Origin of the sequence: Gordonia sp. YY1 (assembly GCF_009872315.1) — a bacterium.
Lineage (GTDB): Bacteria > Actinomycetota > Actinomycetes > Mycobacteriales > Mycobacteriaceae > Gordonia > Gordonia amicalis.
The window spans coordinates 63773-82569 of sequence record NZ_WXYI01000009.1 but is presented as its reverse complement, the minus strand read 5'-3'; the positions used below and the strand labels follow the sequence as shown (position 1 = coordinate 82569).

Sequence of the window (18797 nt, the reverse complement as noted above, 5' to 3'; positions counted from 1 at the left end):
GACTCGGCAGAGGTGATGACAACGGAGTACGGCGGACACGTCGTGGAGAGGGGTGACCGACGATGATGGACGGCGATCGCGGGCGTCCGACCCCGGGCGGCGGTGTCGAGCCCCCGACCCCCAATCTTCGTCGCCGGCGATCCTCCTGGGGTGCCGACTCGTGGACTCCGGCCCCGTCGTCCTTCCTGCCCAACCGCGGCTATCGCGCGCCGGGCACCGCCGGTGGACGCCGTTTCGCCCCGACCGAACATCTCGCCCCCGAGGCGGTCGCCGCTTTCGTCGACGGTGAGCTCGGTATGTCGGCGCATGCTCGCGCCACCCACCATCTGGCGCTCTGCCCGGAGTGTGTGGCGGCGGTCGACGCCCAGTCCCTGGCCCGTACCCGCCTGCGCGAGTCCGGCCAGGTGTCGGTGCCCGCCTCGCTGCTCGGAGCGCTCTCTCAGATCCCGACCCGCGAGATCGACCTCGGCTCGGACACCCCGACCGACGGCATCCCAGGCGCCCGCGAGGCGATGCGCCCGCCCGTGAACCCGCTCATGCGCGACACCGGCCGCGGCCGTAACTTCCGCCGTCGGGGTAGGTGAACGTGACCGACGGAACCGGACCCCAGGGCGAGGACACCTCGACTCCCGGCGGTGACGCGGAGTTCGCGCGTCGCGAAGAACCCCCACACTCGCAACGGCTGACGCCCGGGCGGCCGCGGCACGCCCCCGTATCGCCGGCAACGGCGCAGGTCTTCGGCCGGCCCTCGGGAGTGCGCGGTTCGTTCGCCGCCGATGCCGGCAGCCATTCCGCGCCGCAACCGCACGTCGCCGACCCGGACCCCGTCCTCGCCGAGGCATTCGGGCGTCCGCCCGGCTCTGACGAGACCCTCCAGCGCGATCCGCTCGCCACCTACGGCCAGACCGAGGACGAGCCGCCGCGCAACGACCCCTGGCGTGATCCGGAGAGCCCCGCGCGGCTCGTCGATCCCGCCCTGCCGACCAGCGCCTCGACGCCGGCCACCGACCCCGGCCCGAAACTCGGCGTCCGGGATGTGTTGCTGGGCAACCGCATCAGCTGGAGCGCGCTCGCGGCGCTCGCGATCATCGCGCTGCTCATCGCCGTCGTCGGCGGTCTGATGGGGCGGTGGACCGCCGAGGTCGCGGCGCCGCTGACCACCGATTCCGTGGAGCTGTCCACCGACGACCCCGGAAACGGTTCGGAGCCGCGTTCGCCGATCGCCGAGGTGGCGCGTTCCGTCGAGAAATCCGTGGTCGCCATCGACGTCCGGGCGTCGGGGGCCTATTCGACCGGTTCGGGCTTCGTCATCGACAAGGCGGGGTACATCCTCACCAACAACCACGTGATCTCGATGGCCGCGAACGACAAGAGCGCCAAGCTCGAGGTCGTCTTCTTCGACCGTCAGCGTGTCCCGGCACGCATCGTCGGACGTGACCCCAAGACCGACCTCGCGGTGCTCAAGGTCGAGAACGTGAGGAATCCCACCGTGTCGGTCCTCGGTAGTTCCGCGGACCTGCAGATCGGCGAGGAGGTCGTCGCCTTCGGATCGCCGCTCGGGCTCAACCGGACGGTGACGAGCGGCATCGTCAGTGCCACGAACCGCGCGGTGGCGCTCACGCCCGACGCCGAATCCGACACCGACGCGGTCATCGACGCGATCCAGACGGACGCGGCGATCAACCCCGGCAACTCCGGCGGTCCGCTGGTGAACGGCGACGCCAAGGTCGTCGGCATCAACACCGCGGGTCGGCTCGGTGCCGGCGGCGGCTCGATCGGGCTCGGATTCGCCATCCCGATCGACGAGGCCAAGCCCATCGCCGAAGCCCTCATCCGCGACGGCAAGGTCAACCACCCCCAGATCGGCATCAACGCGAGCTCGGTCCGCAACGAGCGTGTCCTGGGCGCCCAGGTGCGCAATGTGGTGTCCGGCGGACCGGCCGAACGCGCCGGAGTTCGCGAGAACGACGTCATCACCTCGTTGAACAACCGGCCCATCGAGAGCGCCGACGAGTTGAATGTCGCGGTCCGGACCGCGAAGATCGGTGAAGAGATCCCGTTCCAGTACTGGCGGGACGGGCGTACGTTCAACGGCACCATCACGCCGGCGAGCGACTGACACCGGGACGAGGCAGATGTTCAGCAGTATCGGATGGGGCGAGATCGCGATCCTGGTCGTGGCCGCCCTGGTCATCCTCGGGCCCGAACGACTCCCGGGCGCGGTGTCCTGGTCGATGCAGTCGCTCCGCAAAGTCCGCGACTATGCGACCGGTGCGACCAACCAGCTCAAGGACGAACTCGGTCCGGAGTTCGAGGATCTGCGCAAACCTCTCGCGGACCTGAACGAGCTGCGGGGGATGACGCCGCGTTCGATCGTCACCAAGCACCTTCTCGACGGCGACGACTCGCTGTTCCGCCTGGGCGAGGACGCCACCACCGTCGATCGCAGCACCACCCCGGCGCCACCGATCAAGCCGGTGTCGGCGCCGATGTCGCTCGACAAGAACACCGACACCCCGGCACAGCCGTCGTCCGACACTGCACCGGCAGAGCGTCGTACAGGTGGCCGTCCCGCCGTCACCGACTGGGACGCGACCTGATCGGAACTCCTCAGGAGTGGCGGACGGTGTCGAGCCCGAGGCTCATCCCGGCCAGTCCGCGCTTGCGGACGGCGAGTTTCGCGGCGATCGACCGCAGCGCTGAGCCGGCGGGGGAGTCGGGGGCCGACAAGACCACCGGAACACCCGCGTCGCCGCCCTCGCGCAGTGCGGTCTCCAACGGGACCTGACCCAAGAGCTCCACGGGTGCGCCCACCGCACGGGTGAGGCGTTCGGCGACCTGCTCGCCACCACCCGAGCCGAACGGCTCCATGCGGGTGCCGTCGGGGAGCTCGAGCCAGGACATGTTCTCCACGACGCCCAGGATCTTCTGGCGGGTCTGGAGCGCGATCGCACCGGCGCGCTCGGCGACCTCGGCGGCGGCCTGCTGCGGTGTGGTGACCACGAGGATCTCCGCACCCGGGATCAGCTGCGCGATGGAGATCGCGACATCGCCGGTGCCCGGGGGCAGGTCGAGGAGCAGGACGTCGAGGTCGCCCCAGTAGACGTCGGCGAGGAACTGCTGCAGCGCGCGGTGCAGCATGGGTCCGCGCCAGGTGACCGGGGTGTTGCCTTCGGTGAACTGGCCGATGGAGATGAATCGCACGTTGTGGCTGATGGGCGGCATGATCATCCGCTCCACCTGGGTGGGCTTGGCGTCACTGCCCAGCATCCGGGGGACGGAATGGCCGTAGATGTCGGCGTCGAGGACACCCACGCTGAGTCCGCGCTCGGCCAGTGCGGCCGCGAGATTGACCGTGACGCTGGACTTTCCGACGCCACCCTTACCGGATGCGACGGCGTAGACGCGGGTCAGGGACCCGGGCTGGGCGAAAGGGATGACCGGTTCGGCCTTGTCCCCGCGCAGCTTCTTGCGCAACTCGGTGCGCTGCTCGTCGTCCATCACGTCGAGTTCGACGCGCACCGCACCGACACCGGCGACATCGGCGACGGCGGTCTCCACCCGCTGGACGATCTCGGTGCGCAGGGGACACCCCGACGTCGTCAGATACACCCCGACGTCGACGCTCGCATCGTCGTTGACGGTGACCGACTTGACCATCCCGATGTCGGTGATGGGCTTGCCGATCTCCGGATCCTTGACCTTGCCCAGGGCGGCGCGAACTGCCGATTCCGTGGGCGCGACTCCTGTTGTCATCTGGTCCAGCCTACCGGCGCCGCCGACGGACCACGGTGGTGGTCCCGGCAGGCGGTCGTGCGGTGCCGGATCAGCGAACGGGCACCGGTGTCGTCGCCGGTCCCGACCGGTTCTCCGGCGGGGCCTTCTTGGTCACCGGAGCCTGCTTCTTGGGCGGCGGCGGGGGCACCTGTCCGGGCAGGGTGATCGTCGGCAGGCACACGATGAAACAGTTCTGCGGCGGCGGTGCGGGCCTGCGTACCGACGGCGACGAGGACGACGGACCCGACGGCGGCGTGGAGGACGAGGAGGAACTCGACTTGCTCTTGCTCGACGAACTCGACGCCTTGCGTTTCGCCTCCGGGATCGGGTTGGTCGGCATGACGCCGGTGGCGTAGGCGCCGGCCCAGCCGAGTACGTTCGCGACGTACTCCATCGAGCGGTTGTACCGGAGCACCGCCGCGACGCGGGTGCCCTCGCTCATGATGTCGCTGACCCCGGCGCACAGGTAGCGTCCCGCAGAGTAGGTGGCGTCGAAGATGTTGTTGGGGTCGGACTTGCCGTCGCCGTTTGCATCGGAGCCCCAGGACGCCCAGGTACTGGGGATGAACTGCATCGGTCCCATGGCCCGGTCGTGCCCGGGGTCGCCGTCGATGCGTCCACCGTCGGTGTCCTTGATGACCGCGTTGCCGGCCAGGGAACCGTCGAGCACGGGCCCGGCGATCGGGTTGATGGTGGTGCCGTACTGGTCGACCGAACCGTTGCTCGCATGATTGGACTCGATGCGGCCGATGCCGGCGAGCAGGAACCAGGGCAGCTTGCACTGGGGACTCTCGACGCCGACCCGGTTCGCGGCGAGCTTGTAGGCCTGCAGGACCACGCCGGGGATGCCGAGAGGACCGGAGGGGAGATCGTTCGCGAGTCGGAACTGCGGCGCGGGAAGCGCGGCGGCAGGCTTCTCCGGCGGCGGCGCGAAACCCAGGAGCGTCACGGGCGAACCCGGCACGACATCTGCGACGACGACCGGGGCCTCGGGTTCGGGGGTCGCTGCGGCGAGCACGCCGTGCGCACTCGATGACGCCGTGCCCAGCACCATCGTGCCGACGAGTGCGCCACCGACGACGATCGTCGCGGCTCGCCGCGGGAAGTGCAGGGGACGCTGCGGCCCACGACGGCGGCGCACCAGGTTCAGCGGGCTCATCGGCCACCGCCCCGGCGGTTCGCCAGCACCGATTTCTCGATCACATGTACTCCGTTGTCACAACACCACACGTCTGCCCCCCGAGGACGCAGTGATTGCCCGCTCCGGCCGCACGGCCTGGAGCCGAGAGCGGATGTGTCCGAACCGGGTCTGGCGTCGTGACCGACACCGGGATCCGGCCGAACTGTGACCCACCATACATATTGGGTCTGATGACCCAATGGCGAACTCCGCATTTACTCGTCGTCACTCACTTCGTCGCTGCGCCGCGAGAAGTTACGGCGGCAAACCCATGGGAGAGAAGTTACTGGAGTGACGTCACGGAGTGGTATCGGGCGGTGCCGGGACCTCCTGGAGACGTGGTCCGCTCAACGGGACTTCTCGACGCCGTCCGCGTCGTCCGAGGCTTCGTTGCGTGCACCGAACCGTTCGGTCAGCTCATCGAGTAGCTCGTCGAGTTCTTTGCGCAGGTAGTCGCGCGTCACCGTGTCGCCGACGGCCAGGCGGACGGCGGCCAGCTCACGCGCGAGGAACTCGGTGTCGGCCTTGGTCTGCGCCGACCGCATCCGATCCTCCTCGAGCGCCACGCGGTCCCGGTTCTCCTGACGATTCTGGGCCAGCAGGATCAGCGGCGCGGCGTAGGCCGCCTGCGTGGAGAACGCGAGGTTGAGCAGGATGAACGGATACGGGTCCCACCGGATCGTCACCGCGACCAGGTTCAGCGCGATCCACACCACGACGATGACGGTCTGGATCAGCAGGTACCGGCCCGTGCCCAGGAACCGGGCGACACGTTCGCTGTACATCCCGACGACGTCGGAATCGAGGTTGAACGAGATGGTGCGCCTGGTGCTGGGGATGTCGAGTTTGCGACCGCCCTGCTCGCTCATCGGATCCTCACCTGCGCGCCGGCGCCGGTCCGCTTGTCGACGTCCTCGGGTTCGGTCTCACGCCAGTCGCGCGGCAGGATCTCGTCGAGGAGGTCGTCGACGCTGACGGCGCCGAGCAGGTGGCCGGCCTCGTCGACCACCGGGCCGCAGACGAGGTTGTAGGTCGCGAAATAGCGCGTCATCGTCTCCAGCGAGTCTTCCGGGTGTAATTGCGCGAGGTCGGTGTCGAGGATTCCGCCGACCAGGTGGGCCGGCGGCTCGCGCAGCAGGGCCTGCAGGTGCACACAGCCGAGATACTTGCCCGTCGGCGTCGCGGTCGGGGGACGCACGACGAACACGATGCTCGCCGAAGCGGGGGTGAGGTCGGGGTTGCGGACGCGTGCGAGTGCCTCGGCGATCGTCGTCGACGCGGTGACGATGATCGGTTCGGAGGTCATCACACCACCGGCGGTGTCAGGGGAGTGCAGCAGCAGTCGACGGACCGGTTCGGATTCCTCCGGGTCCATCTCCTCGAGCAGCGCCTCGGCCTCGGTGTCGGGGAGCTCGCCGAGGAGGTCGGCCGCGTCGTCGGGGTCCATCTCCTCGAGAATGGTGACGGCCCGATCGCGACCCAGGGCGGTGAGCATCGCCGTCTGATCGTCGGGTGGCAGTTCCTGGAGCACGTCGGCGAGCCGCTCGTCCTCGAGCGCCGAGGCGATCTCACCACGTCGTTTGGCCGGCAGCTCCCGGAGCGCGTTGGCCACGTCGGCCGGGCGCATCCCCTCGAACTGCATCAGCGCCTGGGCGACGCCCTGGCCGGGCAGGTCGAGGGCGGACTGGGTGATGCCCTGGACGCTGGACCATTCCACGACGTGGGTCTCGTGACGCCGGCGCAGACCGCGTCGGCCCGCGCGGATGGCGACCCGCGACACGACCCAGTCCCGGGTGCGGGTGCGTTCGATGCCGAGATCGACCACCGTCACGTCGGCGTCGGCGAGTTCGGGCAGGTCCGGGTCGGTGACCCGGACCCGGGTGTCGAGGATCTGGCCGATCGCCAGGGCCTCGCCGGGGCGAAGATGCAGTTTCCGCAGGCTCACCGTGCCGGTGTTGAGGGTCACCGCCTGCGGTTCGATCCCGGTGACGCGCAGCATGGGAACGAAAATCCTTCGGCGGGTGGTCAATTCGACCGCGAGGCCGAGTGCGCGTGGTTGTTGACCCGACAATCGGATCGAGATCACCACGTCGCGGACCCGCCCGATGGATTCACCATCGGGACCAAGGACGGCCAACCCGACTAATCTGGCCACGAACACCTTGCTCACCGACGACATGGGAGTAAGGGTAGTGCCATCGGTTCGGCCAACGCCGTCGGCGAGCGCGGAACAGCAGACTCGACTTCACAGGGAGGTCCCGAAATGACGAATCCCATGCGCCCGGGTCGGGAGACGCCGGGACTGCCGACGCCGCCCAAGGGGTGGCCGATCGGCTCCTACAGCACCTACGCCGAGGCGCAGCGGGCGGTGGACTATCTGTCCGACGAGAACTTCTCCGTCGAGGACGTCACGATCGTGGGCGTCGACCTCATGCAGGTCGAGCGTGTCATCGGACGCCTGACGTGGGGCAAGGTGATCGGCGGAGGTCTGGTCTCGGGGGCCTGGCTCGGCCTCTTCTTCGGCATCCTGGTCTCACTCGTCTTCGCCGGTTCGCCCCTGGGGCCGATCCTGGTCGGTCTCGTCGGCGGCATGGTCTTCGGTGTGATCTCGGCGACGATTCCGTATGCTGCGACACGCGGCCAGCGCGACTTCGCGTCGACCATGCAGCTCGTCGCCGGCCGTTACGACGTCCTCTGCGATCCCAAAAGTGCAGAGAAAGCCCGCGACATGCTCGCGCGCCTGACGATGTGAGGTCTCGACCGTCGGCGGACACGGGGCGATCACAATCGGCGACGGAGTGGCACGCCCATGCCGAATGTGTTGCATGTCACGAATCGTGACGTATAGCGTTGCACCTCGGACGCTCACGGCGGAGCACCTCGGGTACTCCGCCGCGTACGACATCGAGGAGGCTGCGTGCGGAGCAGGGTCAGCAGGTATCGAACCACAAGTCGCGTAAGGCGAAAGGTCCTCGCGGCGGCGGTCGCCGCGGCCGCGGCGCTCCCCGTGCTGTCGGCGTGCGGCTCGGGATATGAAGCGGGCGTACTGAATTTCTATCCACCCGCCGACGGTGCCGACACCTTCGCCGCGATCGGCGACAAGTGTTCCGCCGAATCCAACGGTGAGTACAAGATCGTCACGACGCCCCTGCCGAAGGGTGCCGACGATCAGCGGCTGCAGTTGGCCCGCCGCCTCGCCGGCAACGATTCCGGGCTCGACCTCATGGGCATGGACGTGGTGTGGACCGCTGAGTTCGCCGACGCGGGCTGGATGGTCCCGGTGCCCGACGCGATGGCCGCGGAGGTGTCCGCGCGGACCCTCGGCGGTCCGCTCGACACCGCGGTGTGGAAGACGGATGAGGATGAGCGCGAACGCCTCTACGCCATCCCGTTCTCCACCAACACCCAGTTGCTCTGGTACCGCAAGGATGTGCTGCAGGACAAGGTCGACCGCCGTCGTCCCGCCTCGACATGGGACGGGATGCTCGAGGATGCACTGGTCAGCGGCCGCAACGGCGGACCGACCTACATCATGGTGCAGGGCAGGCAATATGAGGGCCTGATGGTCTGGTTCAACTCGGTACTCGTCAGTGCCGGCGGCCAGGTCGTCGACCCCGAGAACCCCGACAAGGTCACGCTCAACGACACTCCGGAGCATCGCGCGGCCACGGTCCGCGCCCTCCGGACACTCAAGGCGGTGGCCACCGCACCGGGCGCCGACCCGTCGCTGACCAACTCCGACGAGGGTGCCGCCCGCCTGGGCATGGAGAGCGGTGAGGCGCTCTATGAGGTCAACTGGCCCTTCGTGTTCCCCGGCATGCGCGAGAACGCCGTCGCGGGATCCGTCCCGTTCCTGGACCTTACGAAGTACGCCGACCTGTACGCCGACAGCGAGAATCCGCCGTCCGACCGGGATGTGCTCCCGCTCAACCGGGAGATGCAGAAGGTCTTCGACTTCGCCCCGTACCCGGGCTTCGAGGGCCTGCCCACCAAGACGACCCTCGGTGGGATCAACATCGCCGTCGCCAGCACCTCCGAGCAGCCGGACCTGGCCTTCCGTGCGGCCGAGTGCATCACGAGCGAGGCGTCGCAGAAGAACTTCTCGCTCAACGCGGGTCCGCCCCCGGTGATCGAATCCATCTACGACGACGCAGATTTCCGCCTCGCCTATCCGATGGCGCAGGAAATCAAGCGTCAGCTCGAACCCGACCATGCTGCGATTCGTCCGAAGTCTCCTGACTACCAGGCGATCTCGACGCTGCTGCAAGCAAAGCTGAGTCCGGTCGGGGCGTGGGATCCGGAAACACTGGTGGACGAACTCGCCGAGGCCGTCCAGAAGGCAATCGACGGGGAAGGGTTGGTTCCGTGACCGATCACAACACACCCGGCGGGAACACTCCGGGCGGGCGCGCACCGAACGAGGACGACTCCGCCGACGAGTCCGCGTTCCGCCCCGGCCGTCATGCGCTGCCCGACGATGCGCCCGCCCAGACCGGCCCGATCCCCATCGTGGGGGACAGCCCGCCCGTGCACTCCGACGAGTTGTGGAAGGCGCCACCGGGAGGACGCCACGAGGTTCCACCCGGTTCGGCCCGGGTCGGTTCGGCGCCCGCGAACCCGGTCGGGTCGAATCCCGGATCCGTCGGCGTGGCACGGTCATCGGCAGCCGCCACCGCGGTGGCCGAACGACGCCGCGATGAAGCGGCACCGAAGCCCCGCAAGCGCAGTGAGGGCAAGACGGCCGAGCGGCGGCTGGCCTTCTGGCTCGTCGCGCCCGCCGCGCTGATGATGCTGCTGGTGACCGGATATCCGATCATCTACGCGGTCTGGCTCTCGCTGAACAAGATGAGCCTGTCCGCGCCCGGAGAGCGGGAGTTCGTGTGGTTCTCGAACTACGCGACGGTGCTGACCGACAACTACTGGTGGACGGCCTTCGGCGTCACGGTGGGTATCACGGTCGTGTCGGTGCTCATCGAGCTCGTCCTCGGCATGGCCATCGCACTGGTGATGCACCGCACCATCTTCGGACGCGGCACGATCCGCACCGTCGTCCTGATCCCGTACGGCATCGTGACCGTGGCCGCGGCGTTCTCGTGGTACTACGCGTGGACGCCCGGCACCGGCTATCTGGCGAACCTGCTGCCCGACGGCAGTGCGCCGCTCACCGAACAGTGGCCGTCGCTGGCGATCATCGTCCTCGCCGAGGTCTGGAAGACCACCCCGTTCATGGCGCTGCTGTTGCTGGCGGGCCTGGCGCTGGTGCCCGACGACCTGCTGAAGGCCGCCCAGGTCGACGGTGCCGGTGCGTGGACGCGCCTGTGGCGCATCATCCTTCCGCTGATGAAGCCGGCCATCCTCGTCGCGCTGCTGTTCCGCACCCTCGACGCGTTCCGCGTGTTCGACAACATCTACGTTCTCACCAGCGGGTCCAACAACACCTACTCGGTGTCGATGCTGGGCTATGACAACCTGTTCGGCGCGTTCAACCTGGGCGTCGGATCGGCGATCTCGATCCTGATCTTCATCTGCGTGGCGATCATCGCGTTCGTGTTCATCAAGGGGTTCGGCACCGCCGCACCGGGTTCCGACGACGAGGGGAGGTAATCCGGTGAATTCGAGCGGAAAGTCCAAGGCGTGGTGGACGATCGCCAACATCCTGGTGATCCTGTACGCACTCATCCCGCTGCTGTGGATCATCAGCCTGTCGTTCAAGCCGGCGTCGAGCGTGACCGACGGGAAGTTCATCCCGGCCGAGTTCACCCTCGACAACTACAAGTCGATCTTCGAGACCAGTGCCTTCACCTCGGCGCTGATCAACTCGATCGGCGTCGGTCTGATCACCACCCTGATCGCGGTGATCCTGGGCACGATGGCCGCCTACGCCGTGGCGCGACTGGAGTTCCCCGGCAAGAAGGTCCTCATCGGGGCCGCGCTGCTGATCGCGATGTTCCCGCAGATCTCGCTGGTGACACCGCTGTTCAACATCGAGCGGCGTCTGGGTCTCTTCGACACCTGGCCGGGCCTGATCCTGCCGTACATCACCTTCGCGTTGCCGCTGGCGATCTACACACTGTCGGCCTTCTTCCGCGAGATCCCCTGGGAACTCGAGAAGGCGGCCAAGATGGACGGCGCCACCCCGTGGCAGGCCTTCCGCAAGGTGATCGCGCCGCTGGCCGCGCCGGGTGTGGTGACCGCGGCGATCCTGGTGTTCATCTTCGCCTGGAACGACCTGCTTCTCGCCCTGTCGCTGACCTCGACCGAACGGGCGATCACCGCACCGGTGGCCATCGCGAACTTCACCGGCAGCTCTCAGTTCGAGGAGCCGACCGGTTCGATCTCGGCCGCCGCGGTCGTCATCACCATCCCCATCATCATCTTCGTGCTGTTCTTCCAACGTCGAATCGTGGCCGGTCTGACTTCCGGCGCCGTGAAGGGATAACCCATGGCAGACATCGTTCTGGACAAGGTCACCAAGAAGTACCCGGACGGCTCCACCGCGGTCGACGGGGTCGACATCGAGATCGCCGACGGCGAGTTCGTGATCCTCGTCGGCCCGTCGGGCTGCGGAAAGTCGACGACGCTGAACATGATCGCGGGCCTCGAGGACATCACCTCGGGCGAGCTGCGGATCGGCGGGGAGCGCGTCAACGAGCGCGCCCCCAAGGACCGTGACATCGCGATGGTGTTCCAGAGCTACGCGCTCTACCCGCACATGTCGGTGCGCGACAACATCGCCTTCCCGCTGACCCTGCAGAAACTGCCGAAGGATCAGATCGCCGCCAAGGTCGACGAGGCCGCGCGCATCCTCGATCTCGGTCAGTACCTCGACCGCAAGCCGGCCAACCTGTCCGGTGGCCAGCGCCAGCGCGTCGCGATGGGCCGCGCGATCGTGCGCTCGCCCAAGGCATTCCTCATGGACGAGCCGCTGTCGAACCTCGACGCCAAGCTGCGCGTGCAGATGCGGACCGAGATCGCCCAGCTGCAGCAGCGCCTGGGGACCACCACCGTCTACGTGACGCACGACCAGACCGAGGCCATGACCCTCGGCGATCGTGTGGTCGTCCTGCGCGGCGGGCACGTCCAGCAGATCGGTACGCCCCAGGAGCTCTACAACAACCCGACCAACGTGTTCGTCGCCGGGTTCATCGGTTCGCCGGCCATGAACTTCCTGTCCGGCCGCCTCGGCACGGACGGCATCGAGACCGCGATCGGCACGATCGCCCTCGACGATCACCGCGCCGTGGTGTCGCGTGCAGGCGACGTCGGAAGCAGCGGTGAGGTTCTCATCGGCATCCGCCCCGAGCACCTCGAGGACGCGTCACTGGTCGACGACACCACGCGTCGGCAGGGTGCGACGTTCACCGCGAACATCGAAGTCCTGGAATCGATGGGCTCGGACATCTACGCCTACTTCGGCATCGGCGACGGATCGAGCCGGGCGTCGAGCGACGCGCTCGCCGAGCTGTCCGCCGACTCCGGCGCCGACCTCGGGGGCAGTCAGCTCATCGCCCGCCTGTCGCCGGATTCGATGGTCCGCCGTGGTTCGACCGCCGAGCTGTTCTACGACGCCTCGAAGGTGGCGGTGTTCGATCAGAGCTCGGGAGAGTCGCTGCGCCGCCGTTGAACCCGGTTATCGACTCGCTGCGCGACCACTACCGCCGTCTCTGGTGGGAGTGGTCGCGCAGTTCGTCGAACACCTTCTCGTCCCAGATGTGCCTGCGTACCAGCCGATAACGTTCGCAGGCCACCCACATGTACAGTTCGGCGTCGCTGGTCAGATCGTCGCGGATGCCGGCCCGGCGGGCCATGCGGACGACGGGCAGGAACTCCTCGCCGAACCAGCGCCGGGCGACCTCGGTGCGACTCAGGAACTCAGCGATCTCCTGAGACAGCCGAAAACCCCACGCCTCCACGTTCTCCGCGAGTTCGGCGTAGTCGAACGGGTCGGTCAGGGTGATGGCCTCGGCCTGCGCACCCTCGAGCGGCACCCGCGACAGGAACAGCCGGCGGTGATCCTTGAGGATCAGGTCCGACGGTGCGTTGATGCCCTCCGGTGAGATTCGTGTGTGGATCTCGGTCACATAGGCGTCGATGGTGGTCAGGTTGCGGGCGATGGCGATCGACACACGGTGATGGCCGTCGATGACGAAGTGCATCGAGCCGACCCGGTAGAGCTGAACCGGCGGCACCGACTCACCGCGGCGTTGCGCGGCGGCGATCCGCTGCCACCGTTCCCGCAGCCGCGACGAGGTGGGGCGGAAGTAGCGGTCGAAATCCTTGGTGCGGTCGAAGCTTCCGACGATCGAGGACACCTCGACGACCTGGAGTCCGAGTACGGTCTTGCCCGTCGCCCCGAGCGCCGCGACGACCTCGTCGAACGGCAGGATGGTGTTGACGTCCGCCGGCTGACGCATGAACCACTGTGCGAGACGGGCACGTTCGGCCTGGCGGCGCAGCCGGGCGAAGTCGTTGCCGGCGTCGGCGTCGGGGAATCCGGTGTCACGCGCCATGTCTGCGTCTCACGATCTCGACGTTCCGGCTCGCCGGATCGATGTCGAACTGGCAGAAGCCCACGACGTTCATCGACGTCGTCGTCTCGCCGATCGGCAGATCGCGCGACTTGCTGCCGTAGGGATGGACGTGCCCGTGCACCAGTAGCGTCGGGCGCAACGCATGCACGAGCGGGTGGAAACAGTCGAAACCCTGATGCGGGGTGTCGTCGCCATCGCCGACCCCGCGCGCCGGGCTGTGGGTGAGCAGGATGTCGGTGCCGCCCCGACCCGGACCGACGGGCCTCGACAGAACGTTTCCGCAGCGCAGACGCATCGACCGGAGTCGTTGCTGGGTGTCGGTGTACTGGTTTGTGCCGCCGTTGTATCGCCGGCTTCCGCCGAGACCGCTGATCCGCAGTCCGGCGACCGTCACCGTCCGACCGTCGGCGTTGATCCCGCCGCGCGGACCGGGATCCACGGTGGGTAGGCCCGCACGGGTCCACCCGGTGCGTCCGCGGTGGTAGCCGCGGAGTTCACGGTCGTGGTTGCCGGGGACGTAGACACAGGGTGCGTCGCACAGCGAGGCGAGGATCTCGAGATAGTCGAACGGGAGGTCGCCCGCGCCGAGGATGAGGTCGGGACGCCCCTCGATCCCGATGCCGAAGGTGAGAGAGTCCACCACCTCGTCGGCGACCGCCAGAACCCGGACCATTGCTCCAGGCTAGACGAGGGCTCAAATCGGTCACAGTCTTCTCGGTAGCCTGACGGACGTGACTGAAGCGGTGACCGAACTCGTCGGGCGACATGTCAGGGAACGGCTGGGCGCCGAACCACAACGAGCGTCGGTGACGTTCCTCGGTGTGGAGCCGATCGACGTCCTGCGGTTCGTGCTCGGCGACTCCGCCCCCGGTGAGCTGGTGTACGTCACGTCGGGGTGTGCACGCCACCCGATGACCGATCCGACCGACCTCCACGCCGACCCGGTGCGGGGGCCGCGGGCCGAACTGGTGGTACGCATGCGGGCGGGTTCGCCGCTCCCCGGTCTGCACAGGCGCTTGGCGACGCTGGCGGCCGCACCCGCCGTCGAGGGGCTGATCCTCGACGCCGACGCCCTCGTCGACCTGGGCGAACCGCTCTGGGACGGCGCCACCTGCACCGCGGTGTTGCTGTCCGACGACGAACTCGGCGAGGTCGAGTTGCCCGACCCCATGGATTCCGTCCGTCTGTTGCGGGCGGTGCCGATCACGGCGAACGAGGCGGCCTGGGTACGACTGAAGGGGGCTGAGGCGTTGCGCGACGCCTGGCAGGAGGCCGGCATCGATGTCGCCGAACCAAATCGCGCCTCGGCCACACCCGGCTGAGGTTTCGTGCGGCTCCCCGGCGGGAACGATGCACTGGTGACGCTGACATCCGCATCGCCCGCATCGCCGCGAGCCACGGTCGCCGCCTCCGCGGTCGGCGAGGTCTATCTGCCCCAGCAGGACACCGAGCTGCTCATCGACCTGGTGCACTCCCTGGGAGTGGACGGCAAACGCGTCCTCGACCTGTGTACCGGCAGCGGTGCGATCGCCATCGCAGCCGCTGGTCGGGGCGCCGCCGAGGTCACCGCCGTCGACGCCTCCGCCGACGCGGTCGCGTATGCGCGCCGGTCCGCGAGATCGGCGGGGGTGTCCATCACCGTCGAACACGGAGATCTGACCCGTCACGTCGGGCAGTACGACGTCGTGACCTGCAACCCTCCCTACGTACCGACCCCCCCGGTCGACGATCCCCGTTATCACCCGGCGGGACCGTCGCATGCCTGGGATGCGGGCCTCGACGGTCGGGCGGTGTTGGACCTCCTGTGTGCACACGTCCCGACGCTGCTGCGTCCCGGCGGAGCGTTCCTGCTGGTGCATTCCGAGTTCGCCGACGAGGAGGCGTCGCTGCGGGCTCTTCATGCCGCCGGTCTGCACGCCGAGGTCGTCTCGGAGCGGTTCATCCCGTTCGGTCCCGTCATGACCGCCCGGGCCGAGTGGCTCGAGGAACGCGGACTGCTCGAGCGCGGATGCCGCGTCGAGCGACTGGTCGGCATCGCAGCCGTCGCACCGGGCGACCGGAAGGTCGACGGGGAGCCGGCAGAGGGTCACACTACTGACACGGAGCATTCGGCATGACCCTGGAGGACGTCACCGTGGCGCGAACCGAGAACGGCGCGGGCACCGAGCGCACCGCGGTGCGGGTCGTCCGCGGAGGACCGGTGCTCGTCGAAGGGCCGGTCGACATCGAACTACCGGATGGCTGCCGTGTGCAGTCCGACCGCTTCATGGTCGCCATCTGCGCGTGCGGTCGCAGCAAGAACTATCCGCTGTGCGACACGAGTCATCGCAAGCGACGTCGGCGCTCGGCTGACTAGTTCGTTCTTCTAGATCCCGGGGAAAGCGCTCTCGCCGCGTTCCCAAGCACCCATCACGTGTGCTTCGAGTGCGTCCTCCACGAACAAGAAGGCGCGGATCCCGAAGATGACGTCGGCCTCGGCGCTCGGATCCGTTCGGACGAGGTCGCCGACCACGTCGGTGCGCAGAATCTGCTCGTGGACCGCGTCGGCCTCGACGTGTTCGCGGTAGAAGTGCCGGCAGGCCTCGGGTGCGTCGAGCCGTTCGAGTCCGGCGAGGAGTCGCTGGGACCCGGGCGGTGAGGTGATCTCGGTGGCCGCGAGGTGTCCGACGGCCGCACCGCGGTAGCGGCGGTGAAGACCGAAGAGCGACATCAGGTTCACCGGCGTCAGGGCGGCGGCGGGGACGGAGTCGAGGTAGCCGAGATAGTCGGCGGACAGCTCCGACGCGCGGAGCAGGTCGGCGAAGAGCTCCTGGTGCACGGCACGACCGCGACCCCCGCCGAACTCATCGAATTCGACTGCGACGAAAGACGCCTTGGCCTGCCCGCGTAGTCGCGGGATCGCCCAGGCGTGCGGATCGGCCTCCTTGAGGTGATACAGCGACCGCAGTGCGAACATCTGGCGGTATTGCTCCCAGGTCCCGTTGTCGCGGAGGAAGTACGACGCGCCGTCGCCGTCGAGGTTCTCGATGCAGAGTTCGTCCATCTCGACCTGCACGGACTCGTCCTCGGCGGCCGCGGGTACGTCGCGGTGGAGGGCCTCCAGGAACCGCCGCTCGAGTTCGGCGCGCAGCGACAGCAGCGCCGGCTGCCACTCCCACGTGACATCGGCGTCGGCGAATCCGACGTAGTGCATCTCGTAGCAGAGGTAGAGCGCGAGCTGCAGGTCGTCGCCGTAGGGGGCCGGGTCGTGCAGTGCTGCGGTCACGTCGACGGTGGGTGTCGTATCGGGATCGCTGCGCAGCAGGTCGATCACCGCCTCGGACAGGGGACCGCGTGCCTGTGGCAGCGTCGGGATGCGAAAGACTCCGACCGTGGTCGGATCCGCAGCGATCGCCTCAGCTGACACCAGCACTCCTCACTCCTCTGGTCCGCGACGCCTGGCGCGGACGCGGATCGTTCCCCGGGTATCCGGGGGCGGCCTGGCCCAAACCTGCCATACCGGTGACCGTCATCCCAGAATAGGCCGCCGCTACCCGGATCTGACCGCGCTGAGCAGGGCGTCGTCGAGTGAAACGCGCACCAGGGCGGCGGCGAGGACCTCGGGCCTGCCGCCGGCGAGGTCGGCGAGCCGCCCGGGCTCGTCGGGAAGACCGAGGTCCTTGGCGGCGTCGAGGGCCCGTCGGTCGAAACGCGGTGCGACCCAGCCCCACACGGACTGCACCTCCCGCAGGAAGATCTCGGCGCCGACCGGACCTATGCCGGTGAACTCCTGCAGCAGTTTCGCGGCCTTGTCCGGGTCGGAGTCGGCCTTCTCGGCGAGTTCGCGGAGATCGCCGTGATAGTCGTCGAGCACCTTCCGGCCGGCCTCCCCGAGCCGGGTGGCGGTGCTCTCGTCGTAGCGCTTGTAGTGTCCCCGGCCCAGCGCGTCGACGAGGCTCTGCCACGACGCCCGGGCCATCTTCTCCGGGGTCCGGTACCCCGACGAGAACAGTTCGCGAGCTGCGGCGACCGCGATGTCGGCGGAGATCCGCGTGCTCAGCAGGAGGGACAGGACGAGCAGCTCGAACAGTGGCGACGGGGTGTCCTTCAGCGTGATCCCCGCATCCTCGGCGTAGGTGCGACCGGCTCTCTCGAGCAGGGCCTTCACGGTGTCGTCGGTGTCGGTATCGCTCATGGTCTTGTGACTACCCGAGGTGGCGATCGAGCAATCACCTCACAGCCAGTGGCTGCGCCGAAAGACCACGAACAGCGTGACGCACACCGACACCAACACACCGAGGACGACGGGATAACCCCACGTCTGGTGCAGTTCGGGCATGTGATCGAAGTTCATGCCGTAGATACCGGCGACCATGGTCGGCACCGCCGCGATCGCGACCCATGCGGAGATCTTGCGCATGTCGGTCGATTGCTGGATGCCCACCTTCGCCGCGCCGGCCTGCAGCAGGGAGTTCAGCAGTTCGTCGTATTCCAAGACACGGTCGATGACGGTCGTGAGATGGTCGGCGACATCGCGGAAATGCCGGCGGACCTCCTTGGGCACCAACGGGTTTCCGCCGGCAGTCAACATCCGCAATGGCTCGGACAGCGGGGTGACGGCGCGTCGGAGTTCGAGGACCTCGCGCCGCAGGAGATAGACCGGGTCGATGTCGAGCCAGCGGTTCTGCCGGCTGAACACCGACTCCTCGATCGCCACGATGTCGACGTCCATGCGTTCGGTCACCGCGAGGTAGCTGTCGACGACCTTGTCGGCCACGGCGTGCAGCACGGCGGTCGGGCCGAGTGCGAGCCGTTCGGGTCGGCTCTCGAGATTCCGCCGCATCCCCGACAGTTCGGTGTGCTCGCCGTGCCGCACGGTGAGGACGAAGTCGGGTCCGGCGAAGACCATGATCTCGCCGGTCTCCACGACCTCGCTGGCCTTCGCCATCGACTCGTGTTCGACGTACTGCACGGTCCGCAGCACCAGGAACTGCGTGTCGTCGTAGACCTCGAGTTTCGGCCGCTGGTGTGCGTGCACGGCGTCCTCGACGACGAGTTCGTGCAGACCGAAGGTCTTGCCCACATCGGCCATCTGGGAGTCGTCGGGGGAATGCAACCCGACCCACACGAAGCCCTCACCCGATTCACGAACCTGAGCCAGTGCGTCGCGGTAGCCGATGCGACCCGGCCGGCGGTGGCCGTCGACATAGACCGCGCAGTCGACGACCGCGCGTGCCGCGGGCACCGGGATCTTCCTCGGCGAGGGGTGTGCCTCCCCACGCGGCGGGAGGCCGCGCGGACCGGGCCTGGGGATCGTCGCCACGTTTGCC

Annotated in this window: 20 protein-coding genes; 11 read left to right on the top strand and 9 right to left on the bottom strand. The window is 68.1% G+C overall.

What is annotated here, in order from left to right; genetic code table 11:
- Positions 1–62 precede the first annotated feature (62 nt).
- From BPODLACK_RS13605 to tatB, 3 genes are read left to right on the top strand one after another with little or no spacing between them, the layout of a single operon-like run.
- Positions 63–584 carry a hypothetical protein gene (locus BPODLACK_RS13605; protein ID WP_006437241.1) on the top strand — a complete coding sequence of 174 codons (522 nt, stop codon included), beginning with the start codon at positions 63–65 and terminating at the stop codon, positions 582–584.
- The gene (locus BPODLACK_RS13600) at positions 581–2119 is read left to right on the top strand and encodes a S1C family serine protease (protein ID WP_040004856.1); all 1539 of its coding nucleotides are present in this window, start codon (positions 581–583) and stop codon (positions 2117–2119) included. Before BPODLACK_RS13605 ends, BPODLACK_RS13600 begins: the two co-directional genes overlap by 4 nt.
- 16 nt (positions 2120–2135) lie before the next feature.
- Positions 2136–2600: a Sec-independent protein translocase protein TatB gene (gene tatB / locus BPODLACK_RS13595; protein ID WP_024497297.1), complete on the top strand. Its 465-nt coding sequence runs from the start codon at positions 2136–2138 to the stop codon at positions 2598–2600.
- A gap of 10 nt (positions 2601–2610) precedes the next feature.
- On the opposite strand, the gene BPODLACK_RS13590 is transcribed toward tatB, so the two are convergent.
- The 4 genes from BPODLACK_RS13590 to BPODLACK_RS13575 form a co-directional block, all read right to left on the bottom strand.
- Positions 2611–3756, bottom strand: coding sequence for an Mrp/NBP35 family ATP-binding protein (locus BPODLACK_RS13590; protein WP_024497298.1), 1146 nt, complete (start codon positions 3754–3756; stop codon positions 2611–2613).
- A 70-nt stretch (positions 3757–3826) separates the two neighbouring features.
- On the bottom strand, positions 3827–4936 hold the full coding sequence (locus BPODLACK_RS13585; RefSeq protein ID WP_159405464.1) for a lytic transglycosylase domain-containing protein: 1110 nt from the start codon (positions 4934–4936) through the stop codon (positions 3827–3829).
- 368 nt (positions 4937–5304) lie between these two features.
- The gene (locus BPODLACK_RS13580) at positions 5305–5826 is read right to left on the bottom strand and encodes a DUF1003 domain-containing protein (protein ID WP_024497299.1); all 522 of its coding nucleotides are present in this window, start codon (positions 5824–5826) and stop codon (positions 5305–5307) included.
- Positions 5823–7136, bottom strand: a complete 1314-nt coding sequence (locus tag BPODLACK_RS13575) for a magnesium transporter MgtE N-terminal domain-containing protein (RefSeq protein ID WP_024497300.1) — start codon at positions 7134–7136, stop codon at positions 5823–5825. The genes BPODLACK_RS13580 and BPODLACK_RS13575 overlap by 4 nt, the downstream gene beginning before the upstream one ends.
- An 84-nt stretch (positions 7137–7220) precedes the next feature.
- Here BPODLACK_RS13575 and BPODLACK_RS13570 point away from each other — a divergent pair, with 84 nt between their 5' ends.
- The 5 genes from BPODLACK_RS13570 (at position 7221) to BPODLACK_RS13550 (ending at position 12581) form a co-directional block, all read left to right on the top strand.
- Positions 7221–7709, top strand: a complete 489-nt coding sequence (locus BPODLACK_RS13570) for a general stress protein (RefSeq protein ID WP_024497301.1) — start codon at positions 7221–7223, stop codon at positions 7707–7709.
- Between the two features lie 165 nt (positions 7710–7874).
- A complete protein-coding gene (locus BPODLACK_RS13565; protein WP_191834893.1) occupies positions 7875–9326 on the top strand; it encodes an extracellular solute-binding protein in 1452 nt (483 codons plus the stop codon).
- Positions 9323–10561 (top strand): sugar ABC transporter permease, encoded by a 1239-nt coding sequence (locus tag BPODLACK_RS13560; protein ID WP_081712364.1) that lies wholly within the window; start codon positions 9323–9325, stop codon positions 10559–10561. The genes BPODLACK_RS13565 and BPODLACK_RS13560 overlap by 4 nt, the downstream gene beginning before the upstream one ends.
- 4 nt (positions 10562–10565) lie before the next feature.
- A complete protein-coding gene (locus BPODLACK_RS13555) occupies positions 10566–11396 on the top strand; it encodes a carbohydrate ABC transporter permease (RefSeq protein ID WP_006437251.1) in 831 nt (276 codons plus the stop codon).
- A 3-nt stretch (positions 11397–11399) separates the two neighbouring features.
- Positions 11400–12581, top strand: coding sequence for an ABC transporter ATP-binding protein (locus BPODLACK_RS13550; protein ID WP_024497304.1), 1182 nt, complete (start codon positions 11400–11402; stop codon positions 12579–12581).
- Positions 12582–12609: 28 nt separating this feature from the next.
- Here the strand turns inward: BPODLACK_RS13550 and BPODLACK_RS13545 are convergent, their stop codons facing one another.
- Positions 12610–13467, bottom strand: a complete 858-nt coding sequence (locus BPODLACK_RS13545; protein ID WP_159405463.1) for a chromosome partitioning protein ParB — start codon at positions 13465–13467, stop codon at positions 12610–12612.
- A complete protein-coding gene (locus BPODLACK_RS13540) occupies positions 13457–14161 on the bottom strand; it encodes a metallophosphoesterase family protein (protein WP_024497306.1) in 705 nt (234 codons plus the stop codon). The genes BPODLACK_RS13545 and BPODLACK_RS13540 overlap by 11 nt, the downstream gene beginning before the upstream one ends.
- Positions 14162–14219: 58 nt before the next feature.
- On the opposite strand from BPODLACK_RS13540, the gene BPODLACK_RS13535 reads away from it, so the two are divergent.
- The 3 genes from BPODLACK_RS13535 to BPODLACK_RS13525 are packed head-to-tail and all read left to right on the top strand — an operon-like array spanning position 14220 to position 15844.
- The gene (locus BPODLACK_RS13535; RefSeq protein WP_024497307.1) at positions 14220–14810 is read left to right on the top strand and encodes a suppressor of fused domain protein; all 591 of its coding nucleotides are present in this window, start codon (positions 14220–14222) and stop codon (positions 14808–14810) included.
- Between the two features lie 36 nt (positions 14811–14846).
- Positions 14847–15605, top strand: coding sequence for a HemK2/MTQ2 family protein methyltransferase (locus tag BPODLACK_RS13530; protein ID WP_024497308.1), 759 nt, complete (start codon positions 14847–14849; stop codon positions 15603–15605).
- Positions 15602–15844, top strand: coding sequence for a CDGSH iron-sulfur domain-containing protein (locus BPODLACK_RS13525; protein WP_024497309.1), 243 nt, complete (start codon positions 15602–15604; stop codon positions 15842–15844). The genes BPODLACK_RS13530 and BPODLACK_RS13525 overlap by 4 nt, the downstream gene beginning before the upstream one ends.
- A 9-nt stretch (positions 15845–15853) precedes the next feature.
- Here the strand turns inward: BPODLACK_RS13525 and BPODLACK_RS13520 are convergent, their stop codons facing one another.
- From BPODLACK_RS13520 to BPODLACK_RS13510, 3 genes are all read right to left on the bottom strand, one after another.
- Positions 15854–16900: an iron-containing redox enzyme family protein gene (locus BPODLACK_RS13520; protein WP_024497310.1), complete on the bottom strand. Its 1047-nt coding sequence runs from the start codon at positions 16898–16900 to the stop codon at positions 15854–15856.
- Positions 16901–17017: 117 nt separating this feature from the next.
- Positions 17018–17662 carry an endonuclease gene (locus BPODLACK_RS13515; RefSeq protein WP_024497311.1) on the bottom strand — a complete coding sequence of 215 codons (645 nt, stop codon included), beginning with the start codon at positions 17660–17662 and terminating at the stop codon, positions 17018–17020.
- Between the two features lie 39 nt (positions 17663–17701).
- A complete protein-coding gene (locus tag BPODLACK_RS13510) occupies positions 17702–18790 on the bottom strand; it encodes a magnesium and cobalt transport protein CorA (RefSeq protein WP_024497312.1) in 1089 nt (362 codons plus the stop codon).
- Positions 18791–18797: the final 7 nt, after the last annotated feature.

What these genes read in the sequence shown, in the direction of transcription:
- BPODLACK_RS13545 (WP_159405463.1), bottom strand. Translation starts at nt 13,467, where the DNA reads ATGGCGCGTGACACCGGATTCCCCGACGCCGACGCCGGCAACGACTTC.
- BPODLACK_RS13605 (WP_006437241.1), top strand. Translation starts at nt 63, where the DNA reads ATGATGGACGGCGATCGCGGGCGTCCGACCCCGGGCGGCGGTGTCGAG.
- tatB (WP_024497297.1), top strand. Translation starts at nt 2,136, where the DNA reads ATGTTCAGCAGTATCGGATGGGGCGAGATCGCGATCCTGGTCGTGGCC.
- BPODLACK_RS13550 (WP_024497304.1), top strand. Translation starts at nt 11,400, where the DNA reads ATGGCAGACATCGTTCTGGACAAGGTCACCAAGAAGTACCCGGACGGC.
- BPODLACK_RS13515 (WP_024497311.1), bottom strand. Translation starts at nt 17,662, where the DNA reads ATGAGCGATACCGACACCGACGACACCGTGAAGGCCCTGCTCGAGAGA.
- BPODLACK_RS13575 (WP_024497300.1), bottom strand. Translation starts at nt 7,136, where the DNA reads ATGTCGTCGGTGAGCAAGGTGTTCGTGGCCAGATTAGTCGGGTTGGCC.
- BPODLACK_RS13580 (WP_024497299.1), bottom strand. Translation starts at nt 5,826, where the DNA reads ATGAGCGAGCAGGGCGGTCGCAAACTCGACATCCCCAGCACCAGGCGC.
- BPODLACK_RS13525 (WP_024497309.1), top strand. Translation starts at nt 15,602, where the DNA reads ATGACCCTGGAGGACGTCACCGTGGCGCGAACCGAGAACGGCGCGGGC.
- BPODLACK_RS13540 (WP_024497306.1), bottom strand. Translation starts at nt 14,161, where the DNA reads ATGGTCCGGGTTCTGGCGGTCGCCGACGAGGTGGTGGACTCTCTCACC.
- BPODLACK_RS13590 (WP_024497298.1), bottom strand. Translation starts at nt 3,756, where the DNA reads ATGACAACAGGAGTCGCGCCCACGGAATCGGCAGTTCGCGCCGCCCTG.
- BPODLACK_RS13570 (WP_024497301.1), top strand. Translation starts at nt 7,221, where the DNA reads ATGACGAATCCCATGCGCCCGGGTCGGGAGACGCCGGGACTGCCGACG.
- BPODLACK_RS13585 (WP_159405464.1), bottom strand. Translation starts at nt 4,936, where the DNA reads ATGAGCCCGCTGAACCTGGTGCGCCGCCGTCGTGGGCCGCAGCGTCCC.